General features: G+C 70.3%; 19 protein-coding genes. 1 reads left to right on the forward strand and 18 read right to left on the reverse strand.

Features of this window, described 5'->3' with window-relative positions:
- Positions 1-96 precede the first annotated feature (96 nt).
- From AB4Z18_RS18235 to AB4Z18_RS18245, 3 genes are all read right to left on the reverse strand, one after another.
- Positions 97-1,131, reverse strand: a complete 1,035-nt coding sequence (locus AB4Z18_RS18235) for a LacI family DNA-binding transcriptional regulator (protein WP_441784182.1) — start codon at positions 1,129-1,131, stop codon at positions 97-99.
- A 76-nt stretch (positions 1,132-1,207) separates the two neighbouring features.
- On the reverse strand, positions 1,208-1,957 hold the full coding sequence (locus AB4Z18_RS18240) for an ABC transporter permease (protein WP_441784183.1): 750 nt from the start codon (positions 1,955-1,957) through the stop codon (positions 1,208-1,210).
- Between the two features lie 29 nt (positions 1,958-1,986).
- Positions 1,987-2,337: a metalloregulator ArsR/SmtB family transcription factor gene (locus AB4Z18_RS18245; RefSeq protein ID WP_441784184.1), complete on the reverse strand. Its 351-nt coding sequence runs from the start codon at positions 2,335-2,337 to the stop codon at positions 1,987-1,989.
- A gap of 232 nt (positions 2,338-2,569) precedes the next feature.
- Here AB4Z18_RS18245 and AB4Z18_RS18250 point away from each other — a divergent pair, with 232 nt between their 5' ends.
- Positions 2,570-2,986: an arsenate reductase ArsC gene (locus AB4Z18_RS18250; protein ID WP_441784185.1), complete on the forward strand. Its 417-nt coding sequence runs from the start codon at positions 2,570-2,572 to the stop codon at positions 2,984-2,986.
- A 60-nt stretch (positions 2,987-3,046) separates the two neighbouring features.
- On the opposite strand, the gene AB4Z18_RS18255 is transcribed toward AB4Z18_RS18250, so the two are convergent.
- The 15 genes from AB4Z18_RS18255 to fliD form a co-directional block, all read right to left on the reverse strand.
- Positions 3,047-4,219, reverse strand: coding sequence for a flagellar hook protein FlgE (locus tag AB4Z18_RS18255; RefSeq protein ID WP_441784186.1), 1,173 nt, complete (start codon positions 4,217-4,219; stop codon positions 3,047-3,049).
- Positions 4,220-4,252: 33 nt separating this feature from the next.
- Entirely contained in the window at positions 4,253-4,717 is a 465-nt protein-coding gene (locus AB4Z18_RS18260) for a flagellar hook capping FlgD N-terminal domain-containing protein (RefSeq protein WP_441784187.1), read from the reverse strand.
- A gap of 12 nt (positions 4,718-4,729) precedes the next feature.
- Positions 4,730-6,193, reverse strand: a complete 1,464-nt coding sequence (locus AB4Z18_RS18265; protein ID WP_441784188.1) for a flagellar hook-length control protein FliK — start codon at positions 6,191-6,193, stop codon at positions 4,730-4,732.
- Positions 6,190-6,867 carry a C40 family peptidase gene (locus AB4Z18_RS18270; protein ID WP_441784189.1) on the reverse strand — a complete coding sequence of 226 codons (678 nt, stop codon included), beginning with the start codon at positions 6,865-6,867 and terminating at the stop codon, positions 6,190-6,192. The genes AB4Z18_RS18265 and AB4Z18_RS18270 overlap by 4 nt, the downstream gene beginning before the upstream one ends.
- Positions 6,864-7,298, reverse strand: coding sequence for a hypothetical protein (locus tag AB4Z18_RS18275; RefSeq protein ID WP_441784190.1), 435 nt, complete (start codon positions 7,296-7,298; stop codon positions 6,864-6,866). The genes AB4Z18_RS18270 and AB4Z18_RS18275 overlap by 4 nt, the downstream gene beginning before the upstream one ends.
- Complete coding sequence (locus AB4Z18_RS18280; protein ID WP_441784191.1) at positions 7,298-8,611, reverse strand: FliI/YscN family ATPase; 1,314 nt, start codon at positions 8,609-8,611, stop codon at positions 7,298-7,300. The genes AB4Z18_RS18275 and AB4Z18_RS18280 overlap by 1 nt, the downstream gene beginning before the upstream one ends.
- Entirely contained in the window at positions 8,608-9,219 is a 612-nt protein-coding gene (locus AB4Z18_RS18285) for a FliH/SctL family protein (RefSeq protein ID WP_441784192.1), read from the reverse strand. The genes AB4Z18_RS18280 and AB4Z18_RS18285 overlap by 4 nt, the downstream gene beginning before the upstream one ends.
- Positions 9,209-10,219 carry a flagellar motor switch protein FliG gene (fliG, locus tag AB4Z18_RS18290; protein WP_441784193.1) on the reverse strand — a complete coding sequence of 337 codons (1,011 nt, stop codon included), beginning with the start codon at positions 10,217-10,219 and terminating at the stop codon, positions 9,209-9,211. The genes AB4Z18_RS18285 and fliG overlap by 11 nt, the downstream gene beginning before the upstream one ends.
- Positions 10,216-11,814 carry a flagellar basal-body MS-ring/collar protein FliF gene (gene fliF, locus AB4Z18_RS18295; RefSeq protein ID WP_441784194.1) on the reverse strand — a complete coding sequence of 533 codons (1,599 nt, stop codon included), beginning with the start codon at positions 11,812-11,814 and terminating at the stop codon, positions 10,216-10,218. Before fliF ends, fliG begins: the two co-directional genes overlap by 4 nt.
- Positions 11,814-12,119, reverse strand: coding sequence for a flagellar hook-basal body complex protein FliE (gene fliE / locus AB4Z18_RS18300; protein WP_441784195.1), 306 nt, complete (start codon positions 12,117-12,119; stop codon positions 11,814-11,816). The genes fliF and fliE overlap by 1 nt, the downstream gene beginning before the upstream one ends.
- Positions 12,119-12,511, reverse strand: a complete 393-nt coding sequence (locus tag AB4Z18_RS18305; protein WP_441784196.1) for a flagellar basal body rod protein FlgC — start codon at positions 12,509-12,511, stop codon at positions 12,119-12,121. Before AB4Z18_RS18305 ends, fliE begins: the two co-directional genes overlap by 1 nt.
- Positions 12,512-12,539: 28 nt before the next feature.
- Positions 12,540-12,881, reverse strand: a complete 342-nt coding sequence (locus AB4Z18_RS18310) for a flagellar basal body rod protein FlgB (protein ID WP_441784197.1) — start codon at positions 12,879-12,881, stop codon at positions 12,540-12,542.
- 357 nt (positions 12,882-13,238) lie between these two features.
- On the reverse strand, positions 13,239-13,541 hold the full coding sequence (locus AB4Z18_RS18315) for a hypothetical protein (RefSeq protein ID WP_441784198.1): 303 nt from the start codon (positions 13,539-13,541) through the stop codon (positions 13,239-13,241).
- Positions 13,531-13,962 carry a flagellar export chaperone FliS gene (locus AB4Z18_RS18320; RefSeq protein ID WP_441784199.1) on the reverse strand — a complete coding sequence of 144 codons (432 nt, stop codon included), beginning with the start codon at positions 13,960-13,962 and terminating at the stop codon, positions 13,531-13,533. The genes AB4Z18_RS18315 and AB4Z18_RS18320 overlap by 11 nt, the downstream gene beginning before the upstream one ends.
- A complete protein-coding gene (gene fliD / locus AB4Z18_RS18325) occupies positions 13,962-15,347 on the reverse strand; it encodes a flagellar filament capping protein FliD (RefSeq protein ID WP_441784200.1) in 1,386 nt (461 codons plus the stop codon). The genes AB4Z18_RS18320 and fliD overlap by 1 nt, the downstream gene beginning before the upstream one ends.
- Between the last annotated feature and the right edge of the window lie 35 nt (positions 15,348-15,382).

Consider the following 15,382-nt stretch of genomic DNA (forward strand, 5'->3'; position numbering starts at 1 on the left):
TCGCGGTGTGTGACACCCTCGTCTACAACGTTGTACTACAACGTTGTAGAGACCATGATGCGCGTCCGATGTGACCGTGTCAAATGGTTTTCCGGATCACGTGGCGGGGAGGTTCGCATCCACCCGGGTCGACTCCCGCTCGACCAGCCGGAAGGGGACGGCGATCTCCTCGGGGACGAACACCTGGGATCCGGCCTCGATTCGCCGGATCAACAGGTCGACCGCGATTCGGGCGATCTCCTCCCGGCCCGGGTCGATCGTCGAGAGCGTCGGCATCGAGTACTGCGTCTCGTCGATGTCGTCGAAGCCCATCACGGCGACGTCCTCCGGCACCCGCAGGCCCGACTCCTGCAGCACGCGCAGGGCGCCGAGCGCGATGGCGTCGTTGAAGGCGACCAGGCCATCGAACGCGGTTCCGGTCGCGAGGAAGTCGCGCATCCCCTCGGCGCCGTTGCGACGATGCCAGGAGCCCACGGGCACCACCAGGGACTCATCGAACGGGATGCCGGCCTCCTCGAGCGCCTGCCGGTAGCCCTCGAGCCGCAGCGCCGCCGAGCCGATGTCCTCACCGGGATGCGCCCCGAAAGCGGCGACCCGGCGCCGGCCCGAGCGCAGCAGGTGCTCGGTGGCCGCCTTCGCGCCCTCCGCGTTCCGCATGGTGACGTGGTCGCGAGGAGTGCTGAAGTTGCGGTCGCCGAGCAGCACGACCGGAGTGGTCAGCTCGGCGATCAGGTCGACGTCGCCCTGATCGAGGGCGAGCACGCTGTAGAGGACGCCGTCGACCATCCGCGCTCGCGGCTGCCGGAGCACGTCGATCTCGTGCTGCCGGTCGTCTCCGAACTGCTCGATGAGCACCGCGAGGCCGCGCTCGGCGGCTGCGCGCATGACCGAGTCGGCCAGCTCGGCGAAGTAGGCGTTGCGGAGGTCGGGGATCATGAGCGAGATCACGTTGGTGCGGCCGGAGCGGAGGCTCCGGGCGGAGAGATTCGGCGTGTAGCCGAGGGTCTCGATCGCGTCGAGAACCTTGCGGCGGGTCTCCTCGCGCACATACGGGTAGTCGTTGATGACGTTGGAGACCGTCTTGATGGACACACCGGCGAGCCGGCTGACGTCGTGCATCGTCGCAGCCATGGATGCTCCCCTCTCGCGTACCTTCGCTTGACTTTACAACGTTGGAAGGGCCGCGGGATGCGCCGGTGTCAGTGGCTCAGCGCAGGGCGGCGGGCCGCACCCGAACGGGGCCGAGCCAGGCGGACACGATGACCGCCGTGATCGAGCCGGCCGCCATGATCGCGGCGAGCACGACGATCTGGAATCGCCCGGCCTCCAGCGGTGACACACCGCCGAAGATCGCGCCGACGAAGGCCCCGGGGAGTGTGACGAGGCCGGTCGTCTTGGTCTGATCCACCGACGGGATGAGCGCCGAGTACACGGCGGTGCGCGCGAGCTCCAGCGTGGACTGGCGCGGAGTCGCGCCGAGCGCCAGCCACCCCTCCACCTCGTCCCAGTGGTCGCCGACCGCTTCGGTGAACCGTCGCCCGGCGAGGGTCGCGATGCTCATCGAGTTGCCGATGACGATGCCGCCGATCGCGAGCGCGTACCGCGCGCTGAGCTCGATCGCTCCGGTCAGGAACACCACGGAGAACGACACGAGCACCCCGGTCGCCATGGCCGTCGCCATCATCAGGGCATGCTCGGGCGACCATCCGATTCGGTGCGTAGCGGTCGCGGCGGCGACGGAGAACATGACGACCAGGGCGAGCGCCACCCACCACGGGTTGGTGATGACCCCGGCGAGCACCAGGCTGATGACGGCCAGTTGTGCCGCTCCGCGAAGGATCGCGAGCGCCGGCGCCCACCGGTGCGGAACCCGGTAGGCGGCGAGTACGGCCACTGCGAGCAGGGCGAGCACCGCGACGCCGAGGAGGGTCGGCGCGAGCTCCTGGAGGATCGGCACGGGACGAGCCTACGAGGTCGCTCCGCCGATCAGACCGAGGCGAAGAAGGACGAGACGGCGTCGAGGGATCCGGGGACGATCCGGTAGTACGCCCAGGTGCCCCGCTTGCTCCGGCTCAGGAAACCGGCATCGGCCAGGACTTTCAGATGGTGTGAGACCGTGGGCTGCGAGAGACCAAGCGGCTCGGTGAGGTCGCAGACGCACGCTTCGCCGTCCTCATGCGCAGCGATCATCGACACCAACCGCAGCCGCGCGGGGTCGGCGAGGGCCTTCATCGCCGAGGCGAGCGAGAAGGCGTCACCCTCGGAGATCACTTCTTTCGTGATCGGGGCGCAGCACGCCTGCAGGTCGCGCAGCGGGAGGAGCTCGGTGATCGCCATGGGGAAATCCTCCCGCATATATTGACAGCCGTCAATGTATGCGTTCATCCTGTGTTCATCGACAACCGTCGATGAAGAAGGGAGAATAGTCATGGATTGTTGCGACACTCTGGAGTGCCAGCCGCTTCCGGATGGGTCCTGCCCGCCGGACTGCTGCTGACCCACGGGCCGTCGCCCATTCGGACGGCGGCCCCCAGCCTCCCTCTTCACCGTCCCCCGACAAGGAGCACCGATGACCGAGCCCGCCACACCCACCGTCTTGTTCGTGTGCGTGCACAACGCCGGCCGGTCGCAGATGGCGGCCGGCTTCCTCCGCGACCTCGCCGGTGACCGCGTGGAGGTGCTCTCCGCCGGCTCCGAACCGAAGGACGAGATCAACCCGATCGCCGTTCAGGTCATGGCCGAGGAGGGCATCGACATCGCCGGCAACACCCCGAAGATCCTCACGACCGAGGCCGTGAAGGAGTCCGACGTCGTCATCACGATGGGATGCGGTGACACCTGCCCGATCTTCCCCGGCAAGCGCTACGAGGACTGGGACCTCACGGACCCGGCCGGCCGGCCGATCGACGAGGTGCGTCCCATCCGCGACGAGATCAAGCGCCGGGTGGAGGCCCTCCTCGCGTCGCTCACGTCCGCATCCCGGTGAGGTGCTCGTAGTTGCTCCGTCGCGCGGCGTGTCGCCCGCAACTACGTGCCCTTCGCAGGGTTACCGCTTCAGGTTCGTCAGCTCCTGGAGGACCTCGTCCGACGTGGTGATGATGCGGGCGTTCGCCTGGAAGCCGCGCTGCGCCACGATCAGGTTCGTGAACTCCTGCGAGAGGTCGACGTTGGACATCTCCAGCGACCCGCCCTGGAGCTGGCCGAGGCCGTCCTCGCCCGGTCCGCCGAGCTGGGCAGCGCCCGAGTTGACCGTCGCGCGGTAGGTCGAGCCGCCCGCCTTCTCCAGGCCGCCAGGGTTCACGAAGGTGGCGAGGGCGATGCGGCCGACCGCCTGCTTGTCCCCGTTCGAGAAGAGACCGGTGATGGTGCCGTCCTTGTCCAGGGTGAACGACTCGAGCGTTCCGGCGGCGCGGCCGTTCTGGTCCTTGAAGGCGACCGTCGTGATCCCCGAGTAGCCGGTGACGGCCGACAGGTTGACTGCGACGCCACCGACCGTCATCGCCCCGCCCGCGGTGAGCACGCCGTTCGTGAAGGTGAGCGCCCCGGTGCCGGTGGCGCCGGCGGAGTCGGAGCCCGCCACATCCCAGCCGGTCCCCGTCTTGGTGAAGGTGAGGCTCAGCTTGCGGGCCGTCCCGCTGGCGTCGTAGACGGAGATGTCGCGCACCAACTGGTCGCCGACGGCCGCGTCGGAGGGCAGGTTTCCGGTGACGTTGCCAGTGGCCGTCGCCGATGCCGGGGTGACGGCCTTCAGCGGGATGGTGATGTCGCTGAGCGCGCCGCCCTGCTGGATCACGCCGTTGACCGCGTTCCAGCCCTGCAGGATGGCGCCGCCCGGGCCGACCAGGCGGCCGAGCGCGTCGGGGTCGAGCGATCCGGCGCGGGTGTAGACGGTCTGGCCGCCGACCTTCATGACGAAGAACCCGTCGCCGTTGATCATCATGTCGGTGGAGCGGCCGGTCGCCTGCGCGGCGCCCTGCGTGAAGTTGGTCGAGATTCCGGCGACGAGCACACCGAGGCCGATCTGGGCCGGGTTGGTGCCGCCGGTCTCGGCCTGCGCGCCGCCGGCGCCCTTGACCAGCTGCGAGAGCGTGTCCTGGAACTGCACGGCCGACGACTTGAACGCGGTCGTGTTGACGTTGGCGATGTTGTTGCCGGTCACGTCGAGCATGGTCTGGTGCGAGCGGAGGCCGGAGATTCCGGAGTAGAGCGAGCGGAGCATGGTGGATCCTTTCTGAAGGACGTTCGGTAGAGGTCAGGCGGTCGGCGTAGTGGATGCGCCCGAGCCCGCGGAGGCAGGGGTGACCACGCCGAGGACGGCGTCGAGGGCGATCTTCTGGTCGCCGATCGAGACGATGGGAACGGAGCCGGCGTAGGAGACGGACGACGCGACGCCGGTCTGCGTGTCGCCGTTCTTGTCCAGGTAGCTCACGGTGTGCCCGATGAGGGCGGCCGCGGCCTGCCGCATCTGCAGGGCGAAGCCCTCCTGAGCGGTGGTGTCCATGTTGGTGAGCTTCTCCATCATGGCCAGCTGGGTGGTCTGCGAGATCATCTGGTTGGTATCCATCGGCGAGCTCGGGTCCTGGTTGCGGAGCTGGGTGACCAGCAGCTGCATGAACGCCTCGCTGTCGAGCGACTGCTTCGGCGTGCGGGTGGGCGTGCTGGAGTAGATGCCTCCCGCGGAGGCGGTGTCTGCTCCGGTGATGGGGTCGACGGCCACGGTGGCTCCCTTCTAGACGATCAGGTCGATGGTGTGCGAAGACCCGTCCGCGGGTGCGGCCGGGGTGGATCGGGTGGATGCGACGGGCGCGACGGTCGCGGCGGTCGCGCCCGATTCGCCCGCGCGCTGGTCGGGACGGCCGTGGCGTCCGCCCGCCTGGGCATCCTGCTGCGGCGAGGGCTGGTTCTGCGACGACAGGTCGAGCGTGCCGGTCAGGCCGGAACCGGCGAGGTCGCGGCGGAGGTCCGGGAGGATCGCCCGCAGCGCGTCGCGTCCCAGGTCGGTCGGGGCGAACAGTTCGACGCGGACGCCCTCACCGCCGACGTGGGCGCGAACGGTCACAGGGCCAAGCGTGTCGGGAGTGATGTGCACGGTCATCACGTGCTCACCGGCGCCCGCCGCCGCGAGGGTGAAGACGGGACGGGCGAGCTGGGAGCCGAGGGTGGGTTGCGTCGAAGGCGTGGCGGGCGGCGCGGCGGTCACCGGTTGCGCGCTCTGTGTGCGATCGGCGGTGGGCAGCACCTGCGGTGCGGGCGCCGCGGTCGGGGTCACCGCATCCGGCTTCGTGGGGTCCAGGCGAGGGGATGCGGCGGCCGGCTCGCCAGGTTCTGCTGCGGCGGCGACGCCGGGGGCGCCGGTGGACGCCGACGTCGTCGAAGTCGCAGGCGCGGATGCGGCGGCGCGCTCAGCGGAGGCCGGGCGGCCGGGCGCCGGCGTCAGCACCGACGCTGCCGGGACGGTTCCGGATTGGTCCGGCGAGGCGAAAGCGGGGGCGGCGGCAGGCGTCGACACGGCCGGCTGCGGGGTGGAGGGGAGGTCACCCGTTCGCGGGTCGGCCGGAGCCGGCGCTGCGATCGGCGTCGCAGGTCGGCCGGCCTGACCAGTGGTCGCTGGACGCGCGGCCGACGGACTCCCTGTCTCGACGGCCACGGCGACCGCCTCGGTGGCCACGATTGCTGAGTTGGGAGCCGACACCGCGTCGGGTGAGGTCGCCGCCGGTGCGGCTCCGAGCACCGCGGGTGCGGTTGCACCGCCCGGCGCCGCAGCGGGAGCGGCGATCGCAGCGGCGGCCACCGTCCGAGCGTCGGGCTGGACAGGAATCGGTGAAGGAGACGGTGCTGTGTTCGACTCCCCCGGCGCCGTCGCATCCGTCACCGTCGCCGCCGCCGGGGCGGCCGCATCGGTCGCACCATCCGGCGCGGAGACCGCGGCCGACGAGTCGTTTCCCGCAGCTGTCGAGGGGTCCTTCACAGCCGCCGGGGTCGCATCCGGCTTGTCCGCGGTCTTGCTCTCGTGGCGTGCCGGCTTGGGCCGAGACACCGTCTGCCCGTCGCTCTGCGTGGCATCCACTGCTCCCCGGAGGAACGCATCGAAGGCGTCACCCGACCCCTTGGCGGCACCGGCACCGCCCCCGGCCGACCCGGCGCGAGGCGCGGGCGCGGCCGACGGAGCCGAGGCCACTGTCGCCGGGCTCACAGCGAGCCTCCCTGCATTAGCGACGCGAACAGCGAGCGCATCATGTCCGCCTGCGCGGACGACGCGGACGACGCGGACGACGCGGACGACGTACCGTACGCAGCCGCCGCAGCCACCGGCGCCGCCTGCGGCACCACCCGGCGGATGGTCACGATGTCGGAGTCGCTCATCCAGTTGTCCACGAGGCTGACGTTGCGCCCTTCGCTCGGTGCGTGGATGACCTTGCCGTCGCCCGCGTAGATCACGATGTGCTCCCCGCCGTTGGTGACGATGATGTCTCCCGGCTGGGCCTGCGCCAGCGACGGAACCTCCGTACCGACGGTCGACTGACCGGAGACGAGTCGCGGCACGTCGATCCCGAGGTCCTTGAAGACGCGTTGCACGAGACCCGAGCAGTCGAGCCCGGATGCGCTGGTGCCGCCGAAGACGTAGGGGACGCCGAGGTACTTCTTCGCGTCGGCGACCACGTCGGCGCCGGTCGGCGTTCCGCTCGCGGCCCCGTCCGTCGCGCCCAGTGCACCCGAAAGCGCCGACGCGAAGTCGGTCGCCGAGGTGGCCGACGCCGAGGATGGGGACGCACCGGGCGCAGACGCGCTCGCGCGCACCGGACTCTGCAACTGCACCAGCGTCGCCTGGATCTGCGCGATCCGGCCGATGGCGTCGGTCATGCTCATGCTTCTCCCCCTTCGCGGGCACGGCGCCACGCGCCGGTCGCGACCTCGTCGATGGCCGACTGCTCTGCGCTCAGGTCGCCGGCGATGACCTCGGTGCGGTGGCGTGTTTCGAGCTTCTCGAGGCCGACCGCCCGCTTCTTCGCCTCGGTGAACGCCTGCTGCGCCTCGACGGCCTGAGCGTCGCGCTCTGCGGCGAGCGCAGCGAGGTCGGCCAGCATGCTGCGACTGGATGCGCGCGCTGCTGCCATCGCGAACAGCGTGCTCGCGTCGGTCGCCTCGACCGGGACCGCGTGCAGGGCGGCGATGGCGCGCGCCTGCCGCTCCCCCGCATCCCGGCGCAGCGCGTTGGCCGCGGCGAGATCGCTCGCCGCGTGCTCCTTCTCGATCTGCCGCAGCCGCAGCAGTCCGGCCAGTGCGAACGCTCGTGCCATCACACACCCCCCAGCATTCCGACAAGCGACTCCAGCCGGGCCCACGACTCGGCGGCGAGCGCCGGTTCATCGATGGACTGGCGGAGGAACGCGTCGATCGCGTCGGCGTGAGCGACCGCCGCATCCACTTTGGGATTGGTCCCCGGCTTGTACGCGCCGACGTCGAGGAGGTCCTGCGCGGCCACCTTGGCGGCGAGGATGCTGCGCAGCGCCACCGCGGTGGCCCGCTGCTGCGGTGTGGTCACCCGTGTCGCCAACCGTGAGACCGAGCCGAGCACGTCCACCGACGGGAAGTGCCCGACGACCGAGAGCTTGCGGTCGAGCACGACATGGCCGTCGAGGATGGACCGCGCTGCGTCGGCGATCGGCTCGTTGTGGTCGTCGCCGTCGACGAGCACTGTGTAAAGCCCGGTGATCGAGCCGGTCTCGCCGGTTCCGGCACGCTCGAGGAGCTGCGCGAGCAGGGAGAACGTCGACGGCGGGTAGCCGCGGGTCGCCGGCGGCTCGCCCGCAGACAGGCCGATCTCGCGCTGGGCCATGGCGACGCGCGTGAGCGAGTCCATCATCAGGACCACGTCGGCGCCCTCGTCGCGGAAGGCCTCGGCGATCCGCGTCGCCGCGAACGCCGCGCGCAACCGCATGACGGCGGGCTCGTCGCTGGTCGCCACGACCACCACCGAGCGGGCCAGACCGGCGGGGCCGAGGTCGTCTTCGAGGAACTCGCGCACCTCGCGCCCGCGCTCCCCCACCAGGGCGATCACCGAGACCTGCGCGTCCGTCCCCCGGGCGATCATCGACAGCAGTGAGGACTTGCCGACACCGGATCCTGCGAACAGGCCCAGGCGCTGCCCGCGCCCGGCCGTCACCATCGTGTCGAGCACGCGGACACCGAGGCCGAGCGGCTGCAGGATGCGCGCGCGGCGCATCGCGTCCGGCGCGCGGTTGCCGAGGGCCACGAACCCGTCGGGCTCGATCGGGCCGCGGCCGTCGACCGGGCGGCCCAGCGCATCGATGACGCGGCCCAGCATCCCACGGCCGGTCGGAACCAGCAGCGGCGCCCGCACCGCGCGGGCCGGGGCTCCAGCGGCGACGCCGGTCAGTGGTCCGTACGGCATGATCTTGACCCGGTCCGCGGTGGTCGCGACGACTTCGGCGTGCACGCCGGGCTCCTCGCCGATGACGACGACGTCGCCGATTGCGGCGGGTACTCCCTCCACCTCGGCTCCGAGGCCCACAACAGCGGTGACCCTGCCGACACGTTCGACACCGGCCGCGCCGACCGCGGCATCCCAGCGGCTGAGCACGGCGGTCACGACAGTGCCTCCTTGGCCCGGTCGAGGGCCGAGCGGATGCGGCCGTCCAGCCAGCCGTTCGGGAGGTCTCCGATCGCATCGCCGCGTGCCAGCGACGGGTCGGCGACGAGCTGCAGTTCGTCGAGTGTCTGACCGGCGCTGCGGAGTGCTTCCGCATCCTCCGGGTTCAGGCGAACGACGGGAACGACGCCGGCCGGGGCGGCGGACAGGACGCGATCGACAGCGGCACGGGCGGCAGCCAGGCGATCGTCCAGCGCGACGCCGACGACCGCCGTCGCCAGCTCGAAGGCCGCATCCACCAGCGCGTTCTCGGCCTCGGCGAGCACGGGAACGGTCGCCTCGCGAAGCTCCACCGCAGAGGCCCGCACGGCCGCGGCCAGCACCGCGATCCGCTCGGCCGCCTCCGCGCTCTCGGCGGCACGGGCGTCCTGGGTCTCTGCGAGCCACTGCTGCTGCTCCCGGGCGGCCGCCCGGCGACCCTCGGCGTAACCGGCGGCGTAACCGCGCGACCGGGCGGACGACATCGCCGCGCGCTCGTGCTCCGTCTCGGCGATCACCGGGACGGCCAGCGGCTCGAAGGCCGGCAGGAGGGCCGCGTCACTCGACATATGCGTCCTCGTCCCCACGCTGCACCGTGATGGCACCGGTGGCCTCCAGGTCGCGGATGGCGCGCACGATCTCGGCGCGCGCGTCCTCGACCTGCGACACCCGCACCGGGCCGAGGATGCGCACCTCGTCCTCGAGGATCTCCCGGTTGCGCTCGGAGAGGTTCGTCGTGATGATCTCGGTGACCGCCTCCGCGGCGCCCTTCATGGCCACCGCGAGCACGGCGGCGTCGACGCCGCGCAGCACCTGCTGCACGTCGCGCGCCTCCAGGCGGACGATGTCCTCGAAGGTCAGCATGCGCGAGCGCACCTCCTCGGCGAGCTGCGGGTCGCGCTGCTCCAGCGCCTCGAGGAGGGCCTTCTCGGTGGCGGCATCCGACCGGTTGATGATGTCGACGAGCGGCTGCACTCCCCCGACCGCGTCGGACGATGCCCGCGACGACACGACAGCGCTGGCCCGCTGCTTGAGCGTCTCGGCGACGACGCGCACGGCGTCGGGACTCGGCGACCCCATGGTCGCGATCGCGTGCGCGACCTCGGTGCGCGTCCCCTCGTCGAGCCCGGTGAGGATGCGCGAGGCGTGGTCGGCTCGGAGGTGCGCCAGCACGAGGGCGCTGGTCTGCGGCAACTCACCCGCGAGCAGCATCTGCACCTGTGCCGGCTCGACCGCATCCAGGAACTCGAACTGCTTGCCGGCCAGGTTCGATGCGACACGGTTCAGCACGCCCGTGGCGCGCTCGGCGCCGAACGACGCCTCCAGCAGACCGACGGCGATGTCCCGGCCGCCGCGCGTTGTCACGGTGCCGCGGGTCGCCAGGTCGTGGAACTCGCTCAGCGCCTTCTCCGCCACCCCCGGGTCCACGCGACGCAGCCGCAGGATCTCGGCGGTGATCTCGTCGGCCTCCTCGTCGGAGAACTGCTTCATCACCTGCGCCGCGCGCTGCTGATCCATGTTCATCAGCACCACGGCGACCTTTTGCGCGCCGGTCAGAGCGGTGCTCATACGCCCGCCCTGTCATCCATGAGGCTGCGGAGGAACTCCGCTGTGCGCTGCGGGTCACGCTCGGCGAGCGCTTCGATCTCGGAGCGGCGCCGGTCGGCCTCCACCTCCGCGGGGTCCGTCGGCTCGGGCATCGGGTCGAGCTGCATGGGCACCGTCGGCGCCGCCTGCTCCAGCGCGATCGGGAACGGCAACGCGTCGAGCGCGAGGCTCTCGGCGTCGTCGGCGAGCGCGGCCTGCTCGGCCGCCCGCTTCCGGCCCCGGCGGAACAGCAGGAAGACGATGATCGCCGCCGCCACGATCGCCGCGGCGATGACGGACGTGCGGATGATGCCGCTCAGCTGGTCGGCGGCGGCCGCATCCTTGGCCTCCTGCAGCGCTTTGGCCGCTTCGGTGGCCCCGGTCTTGCTGAACGGGACCATCTCGACGCTGACCGCGTCGCCGCGCTTCAGGTCGATGCCGGCCGCAGCGTTCACCAGGCTGCGGATCTCGTTGGCGCTGACGGAGCCGACCGCGTCGGAGTTGAGCGCGACCGAGACGGTCTGCCGGTTGATGGCACCGGCCGGGATGGTGCGCTGCTCGGTGACCTTGTCGACCGCGTTGTCCTTGGTGCTCGACTCGGAATTGAAGGTGCCATTGCCGTTGGTGCCGTTCGGAACGGCCAGGTTGTCCGGCCCGAGCACGCCCGCGCTGCCGCCGCCCGTGCCGGTGTAGGTCTCCTTCTGGGTGGTCTCGCTGAGCGACGGCGCATCGGTCGGGGCCGTGTACGACTCCTCCGTGCGCTGCGCGGTCTCGGTGCTGACGTCCGCCGCGACGGCGACGGTGGCGTTTCCGGCGCCCACGACCTTGTCGAGCATCTCCTGCACTGCCGACTTCACGCGGGTCTCGTAGTCGCTCGCCTGCTTGTCCGCTCCCCCGGTCGCGCCGCCGCCGACCGTGCTGAGCACCGTGCCGTCGGCGTCCACGACGGCGACATCCGTCGGCTTCATCGCGGGCACGGCAGCGCTCGTGAGGTGGACGATCGCCTGAACCTGGTCGGCGCTCAGTGTCACGCCGCTCTGGGTCTCCACGAAGACGGACGCCGTCGGGTCCTTCTTCTCGGCCGCGAAGACAGTGTCCTCCGGAATGGCGAGACGCACGGAGGCTGCCTTGACGCCCTTCATTGCGGCGATCGTGTTGCCAAGCTCGCCCTCCATCGCCCGCTTGTAGGTGACGTTCTGCTGGAACTCGGACGACGTGACGCCCATCTTGTCGAGCAGCGAGTATCCGCCGGTCGTCGAGGCCGGCAGACCCGCCGACGCCGCCTTCAGCCGCTCGTCGTAGACCTTCTCCTGCGGGACGAGGATGGTCGCCCCACCGTCCGTCAGCTGGTACGGCACCCCGTCGGTGCGCAGCTGGTCGACGATCGCGGACGCGTCGGAGGCGGCCACTCCCGAGAACAGGGGCGTGTACGAGGGCTGGGACGCCCACATGGAGATTCCTGTGATCCCGAGCGCGACCACAGCAACACCGATGATCGCGATGACCCGCTGGGCCACGGAGAAGCCGCGGATCGTGTCGCCGAGCCGCCGGAGGAAACCGGTCACCTGCTGAGGCATCAGGCCTGCATCCTCATGATCTCGTTGAACGCGTCGACCGCCTTGTTGCGGACCCCGGCCACCAGCTCCAGGGTCACCTGGGCGCGGGTGGATGCGAGGGTCGCGTCATGGATGTCGTCCAGGTTCCCGGTGACGGCCTGGATCGCGAGGCGGTCGCTGTCGCCCTGCAACTGCTGCAGGTTGTCGACAGCGCCGGAGAGGGCGTTCCCGAAGGCCGCTCCCCCGGTTCCGCCGACCGACGGGGTCGCCGCAGCACCTGCGGTGGGGTCGATGGCGGAGATGGCTCCGATGGCGGGGATGGGCATCAGTTCCTCCCGATCTGCAGGGCCGCCTGGTACGTCTCCTTGGCGCGGTCCACGACCGACGCGTTGGCCTGGTAGCCGCGCTGCGCCATGATCAGGGCGCCCATCTGCTCGCCGAGGTCGATGTCCGGGTAGCGGACGTAGCCGTTCTCGTTCGCTACGGGGTTGGTCGGCTCGTAGACCATGCGCCCCTCCGCGCTGCCGTAGGCCGCGCCGGCGACGTAGACGCCCGAGACGCCCTCGCCCTCCTGAGCTTCGACGTAGCGTGCCTGGAAGGCGGCGCCGTCGGTCGGCTTCGCGGTGTTGATGTTGGCCATGTTGTCCGAAATGGCGTCCAGCCAGTGGCGGTGGAGGGTCAGGCCCGTCCCCGCGATCCCGATGGCGTCGAATGTCACGTCATGCTCCTTTCGTGGCTGTCCGGGGTCAGCTGGTCTTCAGGGCGGCGCGGATGGCGGAGAACTGGGTGCCCGCAGCCTGCGAGGCGAATTGGAACCGCAGCACGGTGTCGACGTTCGAGACCGTCTCGGTGTCGAGGTTGACGTTGTTGCCGTCGAGGCGCGTGGGTTCGAGGGAGCGGGCGGTCGTCGCATTGGCGTGCCCGTCGTGATCCGCTACGGAGGCGGCGAGCGCATCCTCGAAGGAGACGCGCTCAGCCGTGTAGCCCGGTGTGTTGACGTTGGCGATGTTGTTCGCGATGGCGCGTTGGCGCGCGGCGAGGCCGTCGAGGGCGCTCGCGAGGGCGGCACTGGTCACGGATTCGAGCACAGCTGCACTCCTGGGTCGTGGGGCGGCCCATCCGTGGCCAGTCGATGAGCGATCCGTGCTCGAGAAGAGCTATCGGCAACTCCCCCGCAGCCGTTAGGAACCCCTCCAAGAAGATGTTCGCTTGCGCGTTTCCCACATGGTCATCCACAGCGTGTACCCCACTGTGAATTACAGGCGTGTACTTTCGAAGAGGTGTTCGACATGGCGTGTCGACGCTCAAAATCCCTGATCAGCGGGCTAATCGCGATCCTGGGAATCTGAGAGTCCACACATCCCGCGCGTGTCCTCCACACGATGCAGGTCGTCATCCACGGATTCTCAACAGAGTTATCCACAGGTGGACAAGTGCTATGGAGGTCAGCCGATCAGGTCGAAGTAGACGGGATGCGCCCCGACCTCCGACCGGGGTACAGAACGCACGGCCGCGAGGTGCCGCGCCGTCGTCTGCCGCACGTCCTCCAGGTACCGGATCGTGTGCAATTGCGCCTCGAGGAGGCGGGCAGCGCGATCCTTCAGTTCGGGCGGGATCGGGCCGAGGCCCGCCGGCGGACGCCAGGGGACAGGCGTCGCCTGGGCGAGGGCGCCGTGCAGTTCGTTCTCCAGCACGTCGAGGGCGTCCGACCAGGCCAGCGCCTCCCGGACGGGCTCGTCAGGCGACACCGAGATCCCGTTCCGCGTCGGTCGCCGGCACCGCGGCGGGCAGCAGCGCGGCCGCCTCATGCCAGGTGCGGCGCAGCGGCTCGGCGAGTTCGATGGCCTCGTGCACCTTCGACGCATCGCGCTCGATCATCCCGCCGACGATGAGATCGGCGAGGTAGCCGTACAGCTGGAGCAGGCCGTCGGCACCGTCCCACAGGTCCACCCGCAGCGTGCCCGCGAGCTCGGCAACGATCTGGTCGGCATGCCGCAGGTTCTCCCACGCGGTCGGCCACTGCTGTGCCTGCAGCGCGGCCTCGCCACGGTTGAGGTCCAGGAGCAGGCGGTCGTACAGCATCGTGAGTAGGCGGGCCGGGCTGGCCGACAGGACGCTGTCGCGGTTGTAGGCCGAGAGCTTCGAGGCCGCGGAGGTGAGGACGTTCATTATGCGCTCGCAGTCGGGAGGGAGGACAACTGGCCGGTCAGCCACGACGACTGGGACTGCAGCTGCTGCAGCTGCACCTCGAGGTTCGCGTAGGTCTTCTCGAGCGTCGACCGCCGGTCGGCGAGCCGCCCGTCCCAGTCCGTGATCTGGTCGTTGAGGTTCTTCACCAGCGACTGCTCGCCCTTGATCTTCAGCGAGATCGAGCCGGTGTAGCTGTCGCTGGCGTCGGTGGCCGCACCGGCCACCCGCTGAGCGATCGTCGCGACCGCCGCCTTGACGGTGTCGGGGTCGGCGGCCATCGCTTTCGCGAAGACGTCCTGGTCGAACGTGACGGCGCCGTCCCGGTCGATGCTGATGCCGTAGGTCGAGGGGGAGACGCCGTTGATGGGGGCGATCACCGCATCCACGAGCTTCTGGTTCACATCGCGGACCGACGACTCGCCGGTGAAGACGCCGCCCGTCACGACGGTGCCTCCCGCCGCGTTCGTCGTGGTGGCGACGGCCTGCTTCTGGGCGATGTAGCTCAGGATGTCGTTGACGGCTCCGGCGAGGGAGCCCGCGGCCGTCGAGATGCTCTTGTCGTCCCGCGCGATCGTCAAGGTCACCGGTGTCGTGGATGCGGCGGAGACCGCGACCGTCACGCCGGGGAGCACGTCGGTGAAGCTGTTGGTGGCGCTCGTCACGGTCTGCGCGGCGCCGGTTCCGGCCCACAGGGTCAGCTGGGCGTCCTGCGCCTGCCGCACCTGCGACGAACCCGCGTCGGACAGGATGTTGGTCGCCGTGCCGGCGGTGACATCCGCCGTCGTTCCGCGATAGGCGGTGAACGCCGCCGCAGCACCGGTCTTCGTCGAGCTGAGCTGCAGGCGGTAGAGGGGCTGACCGGTCGCCGGGTCGAGACCTGACGAAACACGGGTTGCGCTGACGCCGACACCCGCCTGGTTGATCGCCGCAGCGACGTCGGCGAGCGACGAGCTGGCCGCCGTGATCTGCTTCATGGTGCCGTCGGCGGCGACGAAGGTCAGCGTCGGCGGCTGATCCGGCCACTGCGTGAGCGGGCCGGTGACCGTGACCTGGGACTGCGCCAGCCGGTCCACGGTGAAGTCGATGGTGCCGTCCACTGCTCCGGTGCCCGCGGTCGCCGTGACCGAGGTGGAGCTGCTGGAGGCGAGGTGAAGGTCCGTCCCTGCCGGCTTCGCCAGCTTGGCGGCCGAGTCCGCGAGCGCAGCGACCTTCGAGTTGAGGGTCTGCATGGCGCTGATGAAGGTGGTGGAGTCGGTGACCTTGTTCTTCAGCAGCGTCTGCGGAATCGCCTCCGCCTGCATCAGGCTGTCGATCAGGTCCGTCGTCTTCAGGCCGCTGATGAGCCCGTCGATGGCCATGCCCATGCGGTTCTCTCCCTCCTACGACAGTGGTGCGGGGT

The organism is Leifsonia sp. 2TAF2 (genome assembly GCF_052115085.1).
GTDB lineage: Bacteria > Actinomycetota > Actinomycetes > Actinomycetales > Microbacteriaceae > Leifsonia.